16 protein-coding genes are annotated in these 16,128 nt (G+C 64.2%); 9 read left to right on the plus strand and 7 right to left on the minus strand.

Features of this window, described 5'->3' with window-relative positions:
- Nucleotides 1-21: 21 nt before the first annotated feature.
- Complete coding sequence (locus tag QTL98_RS00460) at nt 22-1,398, minus strand: extracellular solute-binding protein (protein WP_445680270.1); 1,377 nt, start codon at nt 1,396-1,398, stop codon at nt 22-24.
- 194 nt (nt 1,399-1,592) lie between these two features.
- On the opposite strand from QTL98_RS00460, the gene QTL98_RS00465 reads away from it, so the two are divergent.
- From QTL98_RS00465 to QTL98_RS00475, 3 genes are all read left to right on the plus strand, one after another.
- The gene (locus QTL98_RS00465) at nt 1,593-2,615 is read left to right on the plus strand and encodes a CorA family divalent cation transporter (RefSeq protein ID WP_445680271.1); all 1,023 of its coding nucleotides are present in this window, start codon (nt 1,593-1,595) and stop codon (nt 2,613-2,615) included.
- 131 nt (nt 2,616-2,746) lie between these two features.
- Nucleotides 2,747-3,415 carry a glutathione S-transferase family protein gene (locus tag QTL98_RS00470; protein ID WP_445680272.1) on the plus strand — a complete coding sequence of 223 codons (669 nt, stop codon included), beginning with the start codon at nt 2,747-2,749 and terminating at the stop codon, nt 3,413-3,415.
- 1 nt (nt 3,416) lies between these two features.
- Complete coding sequence (locus tag QTL98_RS00475; protein ID WP_445680273.1) at nt 3,417-4,217, plus strand: hypothetical protein; 801 nt, start codon at nt 3,417-3,419, stop codon at nt 4,215-4,217.
- 82 nt (nt 4,218-4,299) lie between these two features.
- Here QTL98_RS00475 and QTL98_RS00480 read toward each other — a convergent pair whose 3' ends face one another.
- The 3 genes from QTL98_RS00480 to QTL98_RS00490 form a co-directional block, all read right to left on the minus strand.
- Nucleotides 4,300-5,760: a methyl-accepting chemotaxis protein gene (locus QTL98_RS00480; protein ID WP_445680274.1), complete on the minus strand. Its 1,461-nt coding sequence runs from the start codon at nt 5,758-5,760 to the stop codon at nt 4,300-4,302.
- A 29-nt stretch (nt 5,761-5,789) separates the two neighbouring features.
- Nucleotides 5,790-6,149, minus strand: a complete 360-nt coding sequence (locus QTL98_RS00485) for a hypothetical protein (RefSeq protein WP_445680275.1) — start codon at nt 6,147-6,149, stop codon at nt 5,790-5,792.
- Between the two features lie 110 nt (nt 6,150-6,259).
- Nucleotides 6,260-7,057 carry a tetratricopeptide repeat protein gene (locus tag QTL98_RS00490; protein WP_445680276.1) on the minus strand — a complete coding sequence of 266 codons (798 nt, stop codon included), beginning with the start codon at nt 7,055-7,057 and terminating at the stop codon, nt 6,260-6,262.
- Nucleotides 7,058-7,203: 146 nt separating this feature from the next.
- Here QTL98_RS00490 and QTL98_RS00495 point away from each other — a divergent pair, with 146 nt between their 5' ends.
- A complete protein-coding gene (locus QTL98_RS00495) occupies nt 7,204-8,085 on the plus strand; it encodes an SDR family oxidoreductase (protein WP_445680277.1) in 882 nt (293 codons plus the stop codon).
- A 6-nt stretch (nt 8,086-8,091) separates the two neighbouring features.
- Here QTL98_RS00495 and QTL98_RS00500 read toward each other — a convergent pair whose 3' ends face one another.
- Nucleotides 8,092-9,165, minus strand: a complete 1,074-nt coding sequence (locus tag QTL98_RS00500; RefSeq protein WP_445680278.1) for an EAL domain-containing protein — start codon at nt 9,163-9,165, stop codon at nt 8,092-8,094.
- Nucleotides 9,166-9,326: 161 nt separating this feature from the next.
- Nucleotides 9,327-9,554 carry a hypothetical protein gene (locus tag QTL98_RS00505; RefSeq protein ID WP_445680279.1) on the minus strand — a complete coding sequence of 76 codons (228 nt, stop codon included), beginning with the start codon at nt 9,552-9,554 and terminating at the stop codon, nt 9,327-9,329.
- 101 nt (nt 9,555-9,655) lie between these two features.
- Here QTL98_RS00505 and QTL98_RS00510 point away from each other — a divergent pair, with 101 nt between their 5' ends.
- Complete coding sequence (locus QTL98_RS00510) at nt 9,656-10,591, plus strand: AEC family transporter (RefSeq protein WP_445680280.1); 936 nt, start codon at nt 9,656-9,658, stop codon at nt 10,589-10,591.
- 60 nt (nt 10,592-10,651) lie between these two features.
- On the opposite strand, the gene QTL98_RS00515 is transcribed toward QTL98_RS00510, so the two are convergent.
- Nucleotides 10,652-11,869: a class I SAM-dependent methyltransferase gene (locus QTL98_RS00515; protein ID WP_445680281.1), complete on the minus strand. Its 1,218-nt coding sequence runs from the start codon at nt 11,867-11,869 to the stop codon at nt 10,652-10,654.
- A 124-nt stretch (nt 11,870-11,993) separates the two neighbouring features.
- On the opposite strand from QTL98_RS00515, the gene QTL98_RS00520 reads away from it, so the two are divergent.
- The 4 genes from QTL98_RS00520 (at nt 11,994) to QTL98_RS00535 (ending at nt 16,126) form a co-directional block, all read left to right on the plus strand.
- Nucleotides 11,994-13,337 (plus strand): tetratricopeptide repeat protein, encoded by a 1,344-nt coding sequence (locus QTL98_RS00520; RefSeq protein ID WP_445680282.1) that lies wholly within the window; start codon nt 11,994-11,996, stop codon nt 13,335-13,337.
- A 164-nt stretch (nt 13,338-13,501) separates the two neighbouring features.
- Complete coding sequence (locus QTL98_RS00525; protein WP_445680283.1) at nt 13,502-14,611, plus strand: NAD(P)/FAD-dependent oxidoreductase; 1,110 nt, start codon at nt 13,502-13,504, stop codon at nt 14,609-14,611.
- Between the two features lie 62 nt (nt 14,612-14,673).
- Nucleotides 14,674-15,393: an orotidine-5'-phosphate decarboxylase gene (gene pyrF, locus QTL98_RS00530; protein WP_445680284.1), complete on the plus strand. Its 720-nt coding sequence runs from the start codon at nt 14,674-14,676 to the stop codon at nt 15,391-15,393.
- A gap of 85 nt (nt 15,394-15,478) precedes the next feature.
- Nucleotides 15,479-16,126 carry a phosphoribosylanthranilate isomerase gene (locus QTL98_RS00535; RefSeq protein WP_445680285.1) on the plus strand — a complete coding sequence of 216 codons (648 nt, stop codon included), beginning with the start codon at nt 15,479-15,481 and terminating at the stop codon, nt 16,124-16,126.
- Nucleotides 16,127-16,128: the final 2 nt, after the last annotated feature.

The raw sequence follows: 16,128 nt of genomic DNA on the forward strand, positions 1-16,128 counted from the left end.
GGCCCTGCCCGCTCCCGAGGCTCAGTTGATGATGATGGCGTCGCCCAGCGAGCCCTGCAGTTCGCTGGCCACAGCATTCACGGCATCGCTGGCCGAGCTCTGGCCCTGCCATGCCGTTTGCAGGCCCTTCCACATCACATCCCAGTAGGTGCCGAAATGGGTGTTGTTGGGCATGGCGACGGCATGCGGCAGCAACCGCTCGGTGGCTTCGCGCGTCCAGCGGTCGTCGGCATAGAAGCCGATATGGGCTTCCGACCGGGAGATGCCGAGATGGGCGGACTTGATGGCATGCAGCGCATTGATGCGCGGCTCGGAAGCGATCGCCACCAGCTGGGAGGCCACTTCCTGCAGGTGCTCATCCTTCTGCTTGGTCACCAGATAGACCAGCGGGTGGGTGAGCGTGTTGGCAACGCCGCCCTTCTCGCCGGCCGGGATCAGCGAGAACATCAGCGAGCCGAAGAAGTCCTTGAGGCCTTCCTTGCCGGTGTAGCGGGCATAGTGCCAGGTGCCGCCATCCCAGAAACCGGCCTTGCCGGTCGCGACCTCGGTGTACCACTGGTCCCACGGGGTACCGATGTGGTTCTTGCGGGTCACGCCCATCTTCACCGCATCGATGAAGAACTGGTACATCTTCTCCAGCGCCGCCTTGTCGAGCTCCAGACGGCCGGTCTTCTCGTCCTGCATCTTGCCGCCGAAGGCCACATAGAACTGCCAGTAGTCGGGGCCGTTGGAGACGCGCGGATAGAAGCCGTAACCCGGCTGCACCAGCCCGGCATCCTGCATCTTCCTGGCGTCGTTCAGCATGTCATAGAGCGTGTAGTCGCCCTTTTCGATGCGGCCCGGCAGGGCGGCGATGTCGCTATCGCTGTAGCCGATCTTCTTGAGGTGCGGGATCCAGCCAAACAGCGGGCGGGATTCGGCATCCTGCGGCAGGCCGTAGATCTTGCCGTTGAAGGACGCGATCTTCAGCAGGTTGGGATAGATGTCGCTGATCGGCCAGGCGTCGAGATCGAGGTAATCCTCGACCGGTACGATAAGGCCGGACTGGGCCCAGGACGCGATATCCTCATGGCCCGTTACCACGATGTTCGGCCCGGAGCCGGCCTGACCGGCGAGCGTGACGGCCTGCTTGAACTGGTCCCAGTCGGTATAGGGCTTGCCCTCGACGGTGATCTTCAGCTCATGGCCCTTGATGGCTTCCTGCCGGGACAGGATATCGGCCGCCATCTTGATGGCGTCGATACGATACATGTCGGCATCGCCGGTACCGCCCGCCCAGACGGAGACGGTCATTTCCTCGGCATGTGCGGCGGCGCCGGCAAATGCGGCGGCGACAGCGGCAACACACAGTGCGCGACGAGCCGGGCGCACCAGCCGGCCAAGTCGGGTTTCCAGCATCCTCAATCCCCTTCCCTCTCTGCAGTCGGTTCGGTTTTTTGCACTCGGCTTTGCACTCGTGTGCAATGCACGCAGAAAGGGGTATCAGCCCGGCGTTTCCCTTTCGTGACGGACACATAAATTTCATAAAACCGGTAAGCGGAGCGGCCGGCGTAACGCCGCTGTCATGCTGCGCGCGCATAGTGCCCGGCACGATGGAAACGCAACGTCTGCTGATCGAAGAGGATCACAGCGGCGATTATCACTCCAACGGCGTGCTGTTTGCCTTCGCGATCAGCGCCGAAGGAGAGGCAATGCTGCTGCCCACCGCCGAACTGCTGCCGCCCGCGCCGCGCGCGAGCGGCCTTTTATGGATTCACCTCAACCGCAGCGCCGAACCGGCGCGCCGCTGGCTCTCGCGTTTTTCCGGGCTCGAGGAGGATGCGCTCGAGGCCATGCTGGAGGACGAGACCCGCCCAAGCTGGCAGGTCTACGGCAAGGGCATCGTCGTCGTGCTGTCGGACCTGAGGTATGACCTCGGCCGCGACATGGCCGAAATGGGCTCGCTCAGGCTCTGGATCGACAAGACCCGGATCATCAGCATCCGCCGCCGGCCGATGCGGGCGGTCAAGCGCCTGCGCACCGAGATCGAGCGCGGCCAGCCGCCGGTGAGCCCCGGCGAACTTTTCACCCGCCTGCTGGAACACCAGATCGACAGTCTCGACCCGGTGGTCGCGGCGATGACCGACAGTGTGGACGATATCGAGGACGAGATGCTCGCCGGCCGCACCGACGAACTGCGCGCCCGCCTCGGCCGCGTCCGCCGGCAGGCCGTGCGCCTTCGCCGCCACATCGTGCCCCAGCGCCGGGCCCTGTCGCAAATGCTGAGCCGCCAGCCCGCCGGCCTGCTGGACGAGGGCGATCTGCGGCATCTGCGCGAGACGGTGGATGACGCCGCCCGCCAGCTTGAGGATGTCGACGCCGCGCATGAGCGTGCCAAGGTGCTGCAGGACGAGCTTGCTGCCCTTATCGGCGAGGAGAGCAATCACAATCTCTTCATCCTGTCGGTGGTGACCGTGGTCTTTGCCCCGCTCACCCTGCTGACCGGCGTTTTCGGCATGAATGTCGGCGGCCTGCCCGGCACGCAGTCGCATTGGGGCTTCCTCGCCGTCTGCGTGCTCATGATCGCAACCGGCATTGCCACCTTGTGGTGGCTCCGGCGCAAACGCTGGTTCTGAGCCTCCCCCTCTCCAGTGCATGGCCGGGCGGCAACGTGCCCCCTTTGTGTTTTGTCCTTCGCGGGTGTAGGACGGCGCTCTATGCTGACGAGTAATCAGACTCGAAGGAATTGGAGGCTTTCCGGGGGGTTATGCCGACGCTCTTTCACTTCCCGCTCAATGCGGCCTCTCGGCTCGTGCGCCTCGCACTGGCCGAAAAGGGGATAGAGGCCGAGCTCAAGGTCGAGAAGACCTGGGAGCGGCGCACCGAATTTCTGACCATCAACCCGGCCGGCGAAGTGCCGGTGCTGGTGGAAGATGGCGGCGCGGCCATTGCCGACGCGCAGGTGATCTGCGAGTTCCTGCAGGAAACGCGGGCCGATCCCGACATGCTGGGGCCGACCGCCATCGACCGTGCCGAAACCCGGCGCCTGATGGTGTGGTTCCTGCAGAAATTCGCCCGCGAGGTGACCGACAATCTGGTGGGGGAAAAGCTGCTGAAGCGGTACCTGCGCCTCGGCACTCCACGCACCGACGCCATCCGCGCCGGCGGGCAGAACATCCATTACCACCTCGATTACATCGCCTTCCTCACCGACCGGCGCAACTGGCTGGCCGGCGACAAGCTGAGCTTTGCCGATCTGGCGGCCGCGGCGCATCTTTCCTGTGTCGACTATCTGGGCGATGTGCCCTGGGAAAAACACCCCGGCGCCAAGGACTGGTACGCCCGTGTCAAATCACGGCCCAGCTTCCGCCCGCTTTTGCAGGAATCCTTGGCAGGAACCCCACCTCCCAAACATTACGCGGATCTGGATTTCTGACATGAAGCTTGCCAGCACCCTCCTCCCGCACCTGACCGCCGCCCGGCTGCGGCAGGGCGCCTTTGCCCTCGCTCTGGCTGCGACCACGCTCAGCCTGGCACCTGCAGCAATGGCCCAGGTCAGCCGCGCCCAGTATGACGATGACAGCGTAACGCTGAGCCTCAGCGCCGAAAGCTGGGTGGAAAGCGCGACGGCGCGCGTTACCGTTTCCATCAATGCGGCGTTCCCCGGCGCGGAAGCCGGCGATGCGCGTGCCCGCATGCTGGCCGCGGTCGAAACCCTCGCCAAGCCCGAGGATGGCTGGCGCTTCGTGCAGTTCAACCGCGATTCCGATGCTTCCGGCCTCGAGCGCTGGTCTGCTGTCGCCGAAGCCCGCCTGCCCGAATCCGCCCTCGGCGGCCTTGCCGACAAGGCGACTGCCGCCAGCAAGCCCGGCATGCAGGTGGCCGTTGCCAATACCGATTTCACGCCGACGCCGGAGGAAATGGAAAAAGCCCGGGCGTCCTTGCGGGCTGAGATTTATGCGAAGGCGGAAAAAGAACGCCAGACGCTAAACGACGCCTTGCCGGGCCGGCAGTTTCGCGTCGCTACACTTAATTTTGAACCCGAAACGACAACCCGCATGTCGCATGTCGCAATGGCAGCAGCCCCTTCGGCTGCTCGCTTCAATGAAATGGCCGACAGCGGAGTATCGGTCGCGACGCATCTGAATATCGGTGCCGTTCTGGTGCTGGCTGAAGAGCCCGCTGATGACCGGCCGCACCATGGCAGGGACAAGGACGAGAAGCCCAAGACTCCCTGATCGCCCTAACTTCTGAACAGACAAAAACGCCCGGAAGCTGATGCTTCCGGGCGTTTTTCTTTTTGCAGTTACCGCTTGGCCGTCAGGCGGCGCGCAGTCGCTGAACGACACCGTCCACCGTCTCGCGCAGGATGCGCGACTGCTGGGTCAGCATATCGCTGGCATCCCGCACAGACTCCGCCTGTCGACCAGTGTCCTGTGTTGCCTCCGAGATCGCGGTAATCGTGCGATTGACCTCGGCGGTGCCATCGGCCGCACTATGCACATTGCGGGCGATCTCACGTGTTGCCTCGTCCTGTTTGGCGGCCGCGGAAACGATACCCCCCACACTTTCATCCACCCGCGCGATGGAGTCCGAGATGGTGGAGATGACGGCTGTCGCCTGTCCTGCCACGACCTTGATCTCGTCCATGAGCGCGCCGATCTCTTCCGTTGCACGGGCGGTCTGGCCGGCAAGGCTCTTGACCTCGCTGGCCACAACAGCAAACCCCTTGCCAGCTTCTCCGGCGCGGGCCGCCTCAATGGTGGCATTGAGTGCCAGCAGATTGGTCTGCTCGGCGATGGTGGAGATGAGGGAAACAGCTTCCCCCACACGCTGAGTGGTGCGATCGAGCCCGTTCATGGTCTCGCTGGCATCTTCCAGCGCCTTCACGGCGCCACGGGCGATGTTCGAAGTGGCGGCAATCTGACGGGTGATCTCGACGACCGAAGCGGAAAGTTCCTCGGCAGCGCTGGCGACCTGCTGGACGTCACCGGTTGCAGCATGGGAAGCCTCGGATACGCGGAACGCATCCTGACCCGCGTTTTTGGAGCGATTGGTCAGCTCGTCGGCGCTGGAATGCAACTGCGCCATCGACTGTTCTAGTTCTGCCGCGACAGCCATAACTGCCTTCTGCAGATCTTCCGAAAGGTGGGTCAGAAGGGCCTTCTTTTCCCCGTCAGCTGCCTCCCGCAGGCGGCGTGTCTCGGCGTTGGCTTTCTCAGCTTCGCTCATCGACTGCCGGGCCGCATCAAGCGCATCAGCGCTGGAGCGAAGGGCCCGAGCGAGGGTAAAGCAGGTCCAGCACAGAATGGCCGTTTCAATAACCACCACGACAGCATGCAGGACCACGCGCATGAAATCCCCGCCCCCGGGGAAAACAAAGGCCGGCATGACGAAATTCAGCACCAGATGGTGAACGGCAATCGCCGCAGCAGCCACCAGCACGGTAACCGCATCGGCGTAGATCGCGGTTACCGCCAGCACGGCGAAGAAATACATGTGGGCATCAATCTGCCAGGGATCACCCGCCAAGGCGTAAACGATAATGGCCGGCATACAGGCCAGGGCAACCGCGGCAACCGTCTGGGACGTCTCACCCGCTCCCCAAATCCGGGTCGCCACGGTCGCAACGACGCACAGTGCAAGCGTCATGAGAGCAACAGGCAGGACAGAGGCGCCGTGCCAGTATGGAATAAGCGGCAGCAGTGGCACATGGCACCACAGCATGATCATGATGATGCTGTGCGCCTTACGGCGCAGGCTGAGCAGATCCGTCGGCATTATGGGCTCCTCCTCAAACGCAGCGCCATTCAGGCGGCATAACCAGGCCGCGTCTCGTCCTCGCCAAGGCATCCGGCAAGAGCGAGCGGGTTGATGACCAGCAAGGCACCTGAAACCGCAAGCCGCTGCTTCAAGGTGTCGAAACTTTCACCGTCCTGCGGACGGGCAATGATGATGAAGTCGGCGCGTCCGGTACGCACCGCCTCCCCTCCTGCCTGCACAACCTTCAGCAGCGCATCGCGGCCAGAGGTGCCCGGCATGAATACAGCCGCCACCGCCCCGACCCTGGGGTCCGGGCGAAACTGAACGACAGTGAGGACGACAAAGCTCGCCGCCAGCAGCAGGAGTGCAGGCGCCAGACGTCGCGGAGTGGAAACAGGGGACTTCATGAGCAGCCACTAAGACCGCTCTTGCCCGCACACTCAAATGTGCGAAGGGATATCGATACGAAAGAATAAGGCAGGCACGCCCGAAAGACACCTAAAGGAGCATCAAGCCCTTAGCCGCCCTTGCGCAACATGGAGAGGCTCTTGCCGGCCTGCGTAGCCTCCGGCGTGCCGGGCGCCAGATCCTGCACCTTCTGCCAGTCTTCCCGCGCTCCGGGGCCATCGCCCAGAGCCCGACGGATGGAGCCGCGTTCCAGCAGGATCGCCGGATCGTCGGGCTTCAGCTTTGCCGCCTCGCCGATGGCGTCCATCGCCTGGTCCGGCAGGCCCATTTCACGCAGGGCACCCGCCCGGTAGAGCCAGGCATCGGAGGATTTGGGGTCGAGATCGAGTACCTTGTCGCTCTCCCCCACCGCTCCCTCATAGTCACCGGACTTGCCAAGCGCGACCAGCCGGTCGAGGTGCAGCGACTCATCCTTCGGCGTGATGGCGAGGGCGGCATCGATTGCCGTCAGCGCCTTTTCCGGCTCATCCGCCTGCAACCAGGCCTGCGCCGCCTGCCCGTAGAGCGGCGCCACGGTGCCGGCAAGGTCACTGTCCGGATGCTGGCGGTAAAAGCCGTTCATCTCGTCAGCCAGCGAGGAGAAGATATGCGCAGCCCCGCTCCAGTCGCCGCTGAGGCTGAGGGCATAGGCGATGCAGTGCCGCGCCGCATTGCCGCCGCCGGCCTCTTCCCACGCGCGGGCAAGCGGCAAGGTCTGCTGCGGGCTTGCTTCTGCCCGGCGGCGACAGGTTTCCGGATCCGAAATGATCGCTTGCGCGCTTGCGCCGTGCGGCAGCAGGGCGCCGGCCACAGGCAGGCCGCCTGCCATAACGGTCAGGACAAGAAGCGATTGGCGGGCAAGACGCATGTTCCGGTATTTCCTGAAAGCCGCGACAGCGGCCGGCATTGGCGACAAGAACGGTCGGGATGGTTGCGCCGAAGGACCGGCGCGTGGCACCTGACTATCAGCTGCCCCGACCATGACCGTCCATAAGGGACGAAAAAAGGCAAAAGATGAAACTGCTGATATTCGGCATGGGCTTTACCGGCAAGGCCCTCGCACGAGCCGCGCTGCGGCAGGGCGTTGAGGTTGCAGGCACCGTGCGCCGCCGCGAGAAGCTGGGCTCCCTCACCGATGATCCGGCCCTTGCCGGGCTGGAACTGCTCTCCTGGCCATTTTCATCCGCCGATACGGCGCTTGCCGGTGTCACACACCTGATAGCGACGGCCCCTCCGGCCGAGCCGTCGGCAACAGGTGGAGCGCCCGGTTTCTGCGACCCGCTGCTGGCGGAATGCAGCACGCAGCTGCGCGAGCGGGCGGGCGCGCTCTGGACAGGGTATCTCTCGACCACCGGCGTTTATGGTGACCATGGCGGCGCCCGGGTGGATGAGGAAACGCCCCCGGCCCCCAGCAGCCCGCGCTCGGCCCGCCGGCTGGAAAGCGAACGGGAATGGCAACAAAGCGGGCTCGATCCACACATCTTCCGCCTGCCCGGCATCTATGGGCCGGGGCGCAGTGTGCTGGATCAGCTGCGGCAAGGCACCGCCCGGCGAATCGTCAAACCCGGCCACGTCTTCAGCCGCATCCATGTGGAGGATATTGCCGCTGCCGTTCTGGCCGCCATGGCCCTGCCGCCGCCGGGACGCCTCTACAACATTGCCGACAATGAGCCGGCCCCCAACGCCGACGTCATCGCTTTTGGCGCCGGGCTGCTGGAAATGGCGCCTCCGCCCGAGATTGCCTTTGACGAGGCGAGCCTCAGCGAGATGGCACTCAGCTTCTGGCAGGACAATCGACGCGTCTCCAACACCCGTGCCCGCACTGAACTCGGCTGGCAGCCGATATACCCCACCTACAGGGAAGGGCTGAGCGCCATTCTGGCTGCCGGCGGCTGAACCTTCTCAGCCGGCAAGTGCCAGCCGCTGGCTGGAAGCGACGTGAAGGAACTGGCGCAGCGGCATAGGCTTGCCGAGATGGAAGCCCTGCACATAGCGGATGCCCATCTGCGCCAGATGGGCCGCCGTACCGGCGTCCTCCACCCCCTCGGCCACCACTTCGGCACCCATACAGGCCGCGAGGCTGAGGCTGGTCTTGACGATGGCAAGGGCAATCGGATCGTCGGCGATGCGCGAGACGAAGAACCGGTCGAGCTTGATCTGCGAGAAGGGCAGGAGATCGAGTATATGCAGCGAGGCATAGCCGGTACCGAAATCGTCCAGCACGATACTGATACCGCGGGCGGCGAGCGCGTCGGCCACCTTGCGGGCAAGGTCGATACGCTGGAGCGAATGTGTCTCCGTCAACTCCACCTTGAGGCGGGCCGGGTCGACACCAAGCTGCCGGCAAGCCTGATCGATTTCACCGACAAGGTCTATATTCTCCAGATCCTGCGCCGAGACATTGACCGAGATGGCGATATCCACGCCTTCGGCACCGCAGAAATGCAGAGCCTGCGCCGCGCCGGCAATCATCTGCCGGGTGACGCGATGCAGCCGCCCGGCTTTTTCCAGAAGCGGAATGAATTCGGCCGGGGAGCGCACGGCGCCGCTGCTGTCGATCCAGCGTACCAGCGTTTCCGCTGCCACCACGCGCCCGCGTTTCATGTCGTAGATCGGCTGGAAATAGGCGGTGAACTCGCCGCGGGAAAGACCGGCCTCGATCTGCGCCAACTGGCGGCGCTCGGCTGAAGAAAGCCGCCGGGTCTGGAAACGGTCCCAGACCTGCCAGCCAAAATAGCCAAGGCAGATAACCAGCAGGGCCAAGGCGAACGCCGACAGCACATCGTCACGCACCATGTTCATGCCCACGAGCCGGGCGGCGAGGCCCTTCAGCGCTTCCCAGGCAAGACCAAGAACGGCAAGTCCGGCGCCTGCTGCCACCAGCAGGCTGGCCCGCGACCCGCCGGCGGCCAGCGGCGTCAGCGGCAATCTGGCGGTGGCGGAGGAAATGACATGGGGAAGGCGGATCGGGCTCATCGGGCGTCACCTTGGCTCTAGCGCGGGATGCGGTCCTGCCCCGGACGCCGCCGGGCACGGCGGACGGGGTACAGGAAAAGCCTAACCAAGGCCGCCCGGCTCATCTGCCTGGCAATTGGATGAAAGAACCCTAGACCAAAGTAGGAGAAAGGCCGGCTGCGTCAGGTAATAACGTCGAGGAACATGCCGCGGCGATAGCGCTGCGGCAGGCGCAGAATGCCGTCCACCATCAGGGATGCCAGTTCCTGCAGGCTGGGAAAACGGTCGCGATGGCGCCGCGGCGCATCGGACGGCGCCCCGGAGCGGCGTGCGGCAGCGCCGGCGGCGAGCGAAGCATTGCCGGTTTCGCTGGCACTGGACCCGACGGAGGTGCGGCGGCTATCGACCATTGACGCATTCCCAAAAGACTGGCCCAAAAGACCGGTAGCTATCGTAGCAGGTTTCCTGCCCCGATTGCGAGCCCCGCCCCGGCACCGCCGAAAGTCTGCCCATGGTTCTCGACATCATTCTGCCGGTCTTCGGGCTGGTACTGTTCGGTTATCTTGCCGCGCGCTTTGGCCTGTTCAAGGAGCAGCACATCGCCGGTCTTGCCAATTTCTGCTTCACCTTTGCCGTACCGGTATTGCTCTTCTCCAGCCTCTCCGGCGCCAGGCTGCCGAAGGAGATCGACTGGGGCTTCATGCTCTCCTTCTATATCGGCGGCCTTGCCACCTTCTTTGTCGGCATGTTCATCGGCCGGCGCTTCTTTGGCCTCAGGATCGACGGACAGGCCCTGATGGGCATGACCAGCGCCTTTTCCAACACGGCGCTGCTGGGCATCCCCCTCATCATCGCAACGCTTGGCAAGGACGCTTCGCTCGCCGTCTTCATGCTGATTTCAGTGCATTCGGCGGTCTATTTTTCGCTGGTCACCGTGCTGGTCAGCTTCCGCAATGGCAGCGGGGCCGGCATTGCCGCACAGGTCGGTGCCGTCCTCAAGGATCTGGCGACCAACCCCATCCTCATCGGGCTTGTGTGCGGCATGGCAGTCAGCCTTACCGGCATCACCCTGCCCCATGTCATCACCACCATGGCCTCCCAGCTCGGCTCCGCAGGCGTGCCAGCCTCCGCCTTCGCCATGGGGGCCACGCTCTCCCAGTACCGTATTGCAGGTTCGCTGCCGCAAGCCGGCATCATGGTGCTGCTGAAGCAGATCATGCATCCGCTGCTGGTGTGGCTGCTCGCTCACTATGTCTTCGGGGTTACCGGCATCTGGCTGGGTGCCGCCGTACTGATGGCGGCCATGCCCACCGGCATCAATGTCTATGTCTTTGCCGCGCGCTATGGCGGTGATGCGGTGCCGGCCACCTCCACCGCCATCCTCGTCTCGACCGCGCTTTCGGTGGTGACCATGGCGCTGGTCAGCACATTGCTGGGCCTCACCTGACAAAAAGCCGGCCCGGAAAATCCGGGCCGGCTTTTTTACCCGCGACAGCGGATACCGGGGTTACCTGTCGTAACGCGGCTTGCGGATCACCAGATGCGCTACGCCCATGTTGGCGACCTCCGGCACGAAGGCCGATTCAGAGCCGGCCAGATAGAAGTCCCACAGGCGGAAGAACTCGTCATCGCGCGCACCGCCGCGGATTTCCGGCCAGATCTGGTGGAAACGCTCGCGCCAGACTTCCAGCGTGCGGCGGTAATTCTCACCCTCATGCACATAGACGGTCTCGATATCGAGGCCGGCCTTCTCCGCCGGAGCAATCATCTCCGAAACGGCGGGAATGTAACCGCCGGGGAAGATGTTGCGGTGGATCCACTCGTCCGTCTTGCCGGGCTTCGGCCGTACGATGGAGTGGATGACGGCACGGCCGCCCGGCACCAGATACCGCCGGATGGTATCGAAATAATGCCGGTACTGGCCGAGTCCGAGATGCTCGTACATGCCGACCGACACCACCTTGTCGAAGATCGCCGTCTCGTCCTTGCGGTACTCGCGATAGTCGGTGAGGTGGTAGTGCAGGCGGGAGCGCACCTCCTCGGGCAGTTCGCCGGCCACCCGCTGGGCTTCCTTGAACTGGCCCGGCGTCACCGTCACGCCATGCGCATCGGCACCGTAGTCGGTGGCAAGAAAACGGGTGAGCCTGCCCCAGCCGCACCCGATATCCAGCACCCGGTCACCCGGCTGAACCTGGGCGCGCTGGGCAACCTTGTTCAGCTTGTTGAGCTGCGCCTGTTCCAGCGTCTCCGTCCCCGGCTCCCAGAAAGCGCAGGAGTAGGTCATCGATTCGCCAAGGAAACGATGATAAAAATCGGCGTCCAGATTGTAGTGTTCATGCAGGTTGCGGCGCGCATGCAGCGGCATGACCAGATGGCGCATCAGGAAGGCCGGCGTGCGCAGATCCGCCAGCGTATTGTACATCTGCATGAATTTGGTCGGGCTGCGGCTCGTCAGCAGCACCAGAAGCTCATAAAGGTCGCCTTCGACCAGGCGCCAGTCGCCTTTGACATAGCCATCCCCGAAGGCGAGGCTCGGCTGGAACAGCATCTGGAAAAGGCGCTTGAGGCGCGGCGGCGCCATTGTGATGCCGCAATAGCTGTTGCCGAGAAGAACCTCTTCGCCCGGGCCGAATACCAGGCGCAAACCAATGTCGCCCACCATCATCCGCATGACGCGGGTGATGATGTCCTTTTCCCATTGTCCGGCATAGTTCGGTAAGACCAAACTCCCCCTGAGGTCATCCGTTGCTGTCATGTCAACACGTCCCCTTGGTCGATTTGTCTTCTAATCACCTATCCTAAAGGACAGATTGGCATACGATTTCCTGACTTTGACAAGGGGGTGAAATGTGAATCAGTCCACGCATTCCCCTGCCGTGCAAAACCGGTCCGAGAGCGAGGCCGCCATTGCCGCGCTTCAGGCCGAAACGGCCCAAAACCCTGCGGCCCGTCGCCCGCTGGCAACCGCCCTGATGGAGGCGCGGCGCTGGCAAGACGCGATCCCGGTGCTCGAATCGCTGCTCGCCGAACAACAGGGTGACGCCGACTCCGCCTTTAAACTTGGCAACGCCCTGCGCCATCTCGGCCGACCCGAAGCGGCGCTGGCGGCTTACGACCATGTCCTGCGCATCAACCCCACTTCTGCCGAGGCGCACCTCAACCGCGGCAGCATGCTGGTGGCGCTCGGCCGGCCCGACCTTGCGCTCGGCTCCTACGATGCCGCGCTGCGGGCCCGGCCCACCTACAGCACCGCCCGTTACAGCCGCGGCATGGCTCTCCTGCAAATGGGCCGCTTTACCGAAGGCTGGCAGGACTATGCCTGGCGCTTCGGTGATCCCGACAGCCGCCCGGCCCCGGTCAAGTTGCCGGAGTGGCAAGGAGAATCGGGTAAAACCGTACTGGTGCTGGCCGAGCAGGGCTTTGGCGATCTGATCCAGTTTGTGCGTTTCGTGCCGTGGCTTGAAAGCCGTGCCAGCTGCCGGCCGATCCTGGTATGCGATCCCAGGATGGTCGCGCTGCTGGGGGGCTTTCGGGAGAAACTGATACTGCACCCGCTGAGTTCCCCACACCCGCCAGCCGACTGCTATATCCCCCTGCTTTCGCTCCCGCGGCATTTCAGCGCAGACCCCGCCGCCTTGCCGCTGCCGCGCAGTTATCTGACCGCCGATCCGGCGCGGCTTGCCCGTTGGAGCGGTATTTTGGGACCCTCCCCCGGCTTTCGTGTCGGCCTCGTATGGCAAGGCAATCCGGACGCGGAAATCGACAAGGGACGGTCCTATCCGCTGGCAGCAGCAGCGCCGCTTGCCGGCCTGGATGGCGTGCGCCTGATCGCCTTCCAGCAGCGCCACGGGCTGGAGCAGCTGGAGACCCTGCCGGAGGGCATGACGGTCGAGCACTTGCCGGACGGGGTCGATGCCGACGGCAATGCCTTTGCCGATACCGCCGCGCTGCTGCGCCAGATCGATCTGCTCATCACCAGCGATACGGCGATGGCCCATCTGGCCGGCGCGCTTGGCCTACCGGCCTGGGTGGCGCTGAAGGCCGTCCCGGAATGGCGCTGGGGCCTCGGCGGCGAAGTCACGCCCTGGTACGCCTCGCTGCGCCTCTTCCGCCAGCATCGCCGGGACGACTGGGACGGGATGTTTCAGGAAATGGCGGAAAAGCTTGGTGAATTGCTCGCCGCCCGGCGGTGATTTTAATAAAAGCCCCGCGACAGGGCCGGCGAAGGCTCGCTATTGTACGGCTATCGTAACGGCCGTTCGGCCGTACCGCCCTTCCTGCCGAAGATCGCCCCCATGATCCCGCCGCGAATGCCCCGAGAGAGGATGCCGGTCGCCCTGCCGGCAAGGAGCCGATAATGCGTGTGGCCATTGTCGGTGGCGGCATCCATGGGCTCAGCACGGCCTGGGCACTCGCCCGTCTCGGCCACGAGGTCGAGCTGTTCGAACAGCATGAAATCGGCCATGCGGCGGCGGCTTCCGCCGATGAGCACCGGCTGATCCGCACTTTCTATCCCGGTGAGGCCGGGTATCAGGCCATGGCACGGGCGGCCTTCGATGCCTGGGTCGATCTGTGGATGGATCTGGGCGAGCGGCACTATGTCCCCTGCGGCGCGCTTGCCCTGTGCCGCGAAGAGGGCGACTGGACCGACCGGGCCCGGCTGACAGCGGCAGGGCTGGATTCCGCCACCGAAACGCTTCCGCTGGACGAGATCAGGCGGCGCAATCACGCCCTTTCCACCGATGGCGTACGCTATGGCCTCTGGAGCCCCTGGGGCGGTGTGCTGCTGGCCCGGCGCATCCTTGCCGCACTGCAGGCCCACCTTGCGGCCCGCGGCGTCCGGCTCCACGAGAACACCGGCGTCCGTGCCATTGACACGGTTGCCGGCGAACTCACACTGGCCGACGGCAGCCGGCACCACGCGGACCTCGTGATCGCCGCGGCCGGCGGCTGGCTGCCGGGCTTGTTGCCGGATTCCGCCCCTCCCGGACTGCAATCGAGGCGCCAGACGCTGGTTTATGCCGAAGCCCCGACCGGGTATGCCAACGCCTGGGAAAACTCTCCTGCCATCATCGATCTGGGCGGCGAACGCGGCGGATATGCCGTTCCGCCGGTCGTGGGCACCGGTTTGAAGTTCGCCATACCCGATCTGGCGCGCCCTGCCACCGGGCCGGAGGCCGCACTTGCCCCCGCAGGCGCTGAAATCGTGGCCGATGTGATGGGCGCCTTTGCCGGCTGGCTCAATGACGGCACGCAATACCGCGTGGTATCTGCCCGCGGGTGCTGCTACACCATGGCTCCCGAAGAAAGACTGCACCTTCGTTTTGCCGCACGCTGCCTTGTGGTGGCGGCCTGTTCCGGGCACGGCTTCAAGTTTGGCCCCCTGCTGGGTCAGGCGATTGCTGAATGTGCCGGCGGCGGGCTGGCCCCGGCCGATCTTGCACGCTGGGCTGCCGGACGGCGCTGATCCCGGGCACCGGCACCCCGCAGAGGGCGCAGCCTTTGACGGCTTGAACCGAGAGGGCTTTGATGACACCGCATCTTCGCATTTTCTGCGCTATCGACACGCGTGACGTGCCCACTGCCGCCTTTCTGGCCGAGCGGGTGACCGGCCAGGTCGGCGGCATCAAGCTCGGGCTTGAGTTCTTCATGGCCAACGGGCCGGAAGGCGTGCGCAAGGTGCGCGAAGGTCAACCCGGCCTGCCGCTCTTCCTCGACATCAAGCTGCACGACATCCCCAACACGGTGGCCGGCGCCATCCGCTCGGTCACCTCGCTGGAGCCACAGTTCATCACCCTGCACGCCGCCGGCGGCGCCGAGATGATGCGCGCTGCCCGCACGGCAGCGGAGGAAGAGGCCGCGCGCCTGCGTGTGCGCCGCCCCCAGCTTCTGGCCGTTACTGTGCTGACAAGCCTTGATGATTATGACCTTTCCCGCACCGGCGTCAGCACGCGGGTGGAGGAGCAGGTGCTCAATCTCGCCGTCCTGGCTCAGGAGAGCGGCATGGATGGCATCGTGTGTTCACCGCACGAAGTCGCCAATGTCCGCGCGGCCTGCGGACCGGATTTTGTGCTGATGGTACCTGGCGTGCGGCCCAGCTGGTCTCCGGCGCAGGATCAGAAGCGCATCATGACCCCGAGCGAGGCGGTTTCTGCCGGGGCTGACTATATCGTGATCGGCCGCCCCATTACGCAAGCCACGGATCCTGCGGCTTCGGCACGCAAGATTTCGGTCGAAATGGCCGGTTAAGACAAAATCTGGTGCTCTGAAGCTTCAGGTGAAGTTTCAGAGCACCATTTCGTTCTGACATTGCAACAAACAGGAAACTGAGTCCGTGCCCGTCGCTGTCAAAATCTGCGGAATCACCGATCCGGTCGCGATGGAGACCGCCATTCAGCATGGGGCGGCTTATGTCGGCTTGGTATTTTTTCCTAAATCGCCGCGTTTCTTGACATTCGAACAGGCCAAACCTCTGGCAAATCAGGTTCCAGATAACGTTCAAGTCACTGCTTTGACAGTTAATCCTATCGATGACTTGATAGAAGAAATTATTCAGTTGGGCCGCGTTAACCTGTTGCAGCTGCATGGCGACGAAACGCCGGAGCGGGTCGCGGATATTCGCCGCCGCTTCGGTCTGCCGGTCATGAAGGCCTTACGCATAGCGACGGCAGACGACCTTCAGCCCCTGCCTGCCTATGAAGCGGTCAGTGACATGCTGCTGTTCGACACCAAGGCACCACCCGACATCACCCACCTGCCCGGCGGCACCGGCCTCAGCTTCGACTGGCGGCTGATGCAGCAGGTCACACCGGCAAAACCCTGGATGCTGGCCGGCGGCCTCAAGCCGGACAACCTGGCCGAAGCCGTGCGGCTTACCGGCGCCCGCATCGTCGATGTTTCCTCCAGCGTCGAAGACAAGCCCGGCCACAAGAGCCCGGAGAAGATCAGGGCTTTTCTGGAAGCGGCAGCAAAGCTCGACTGACG

Origin of the sequence: Radicibacter daui (assembly GCA_030657355.1) — a bacterium.
Taxonomy (GTDB): Bacteria; Pseudomonadota; Alphaproteobacteria; order Radicibacterales; family Radicibacteraceae; genus Radicibacter; species Radicibacter daui.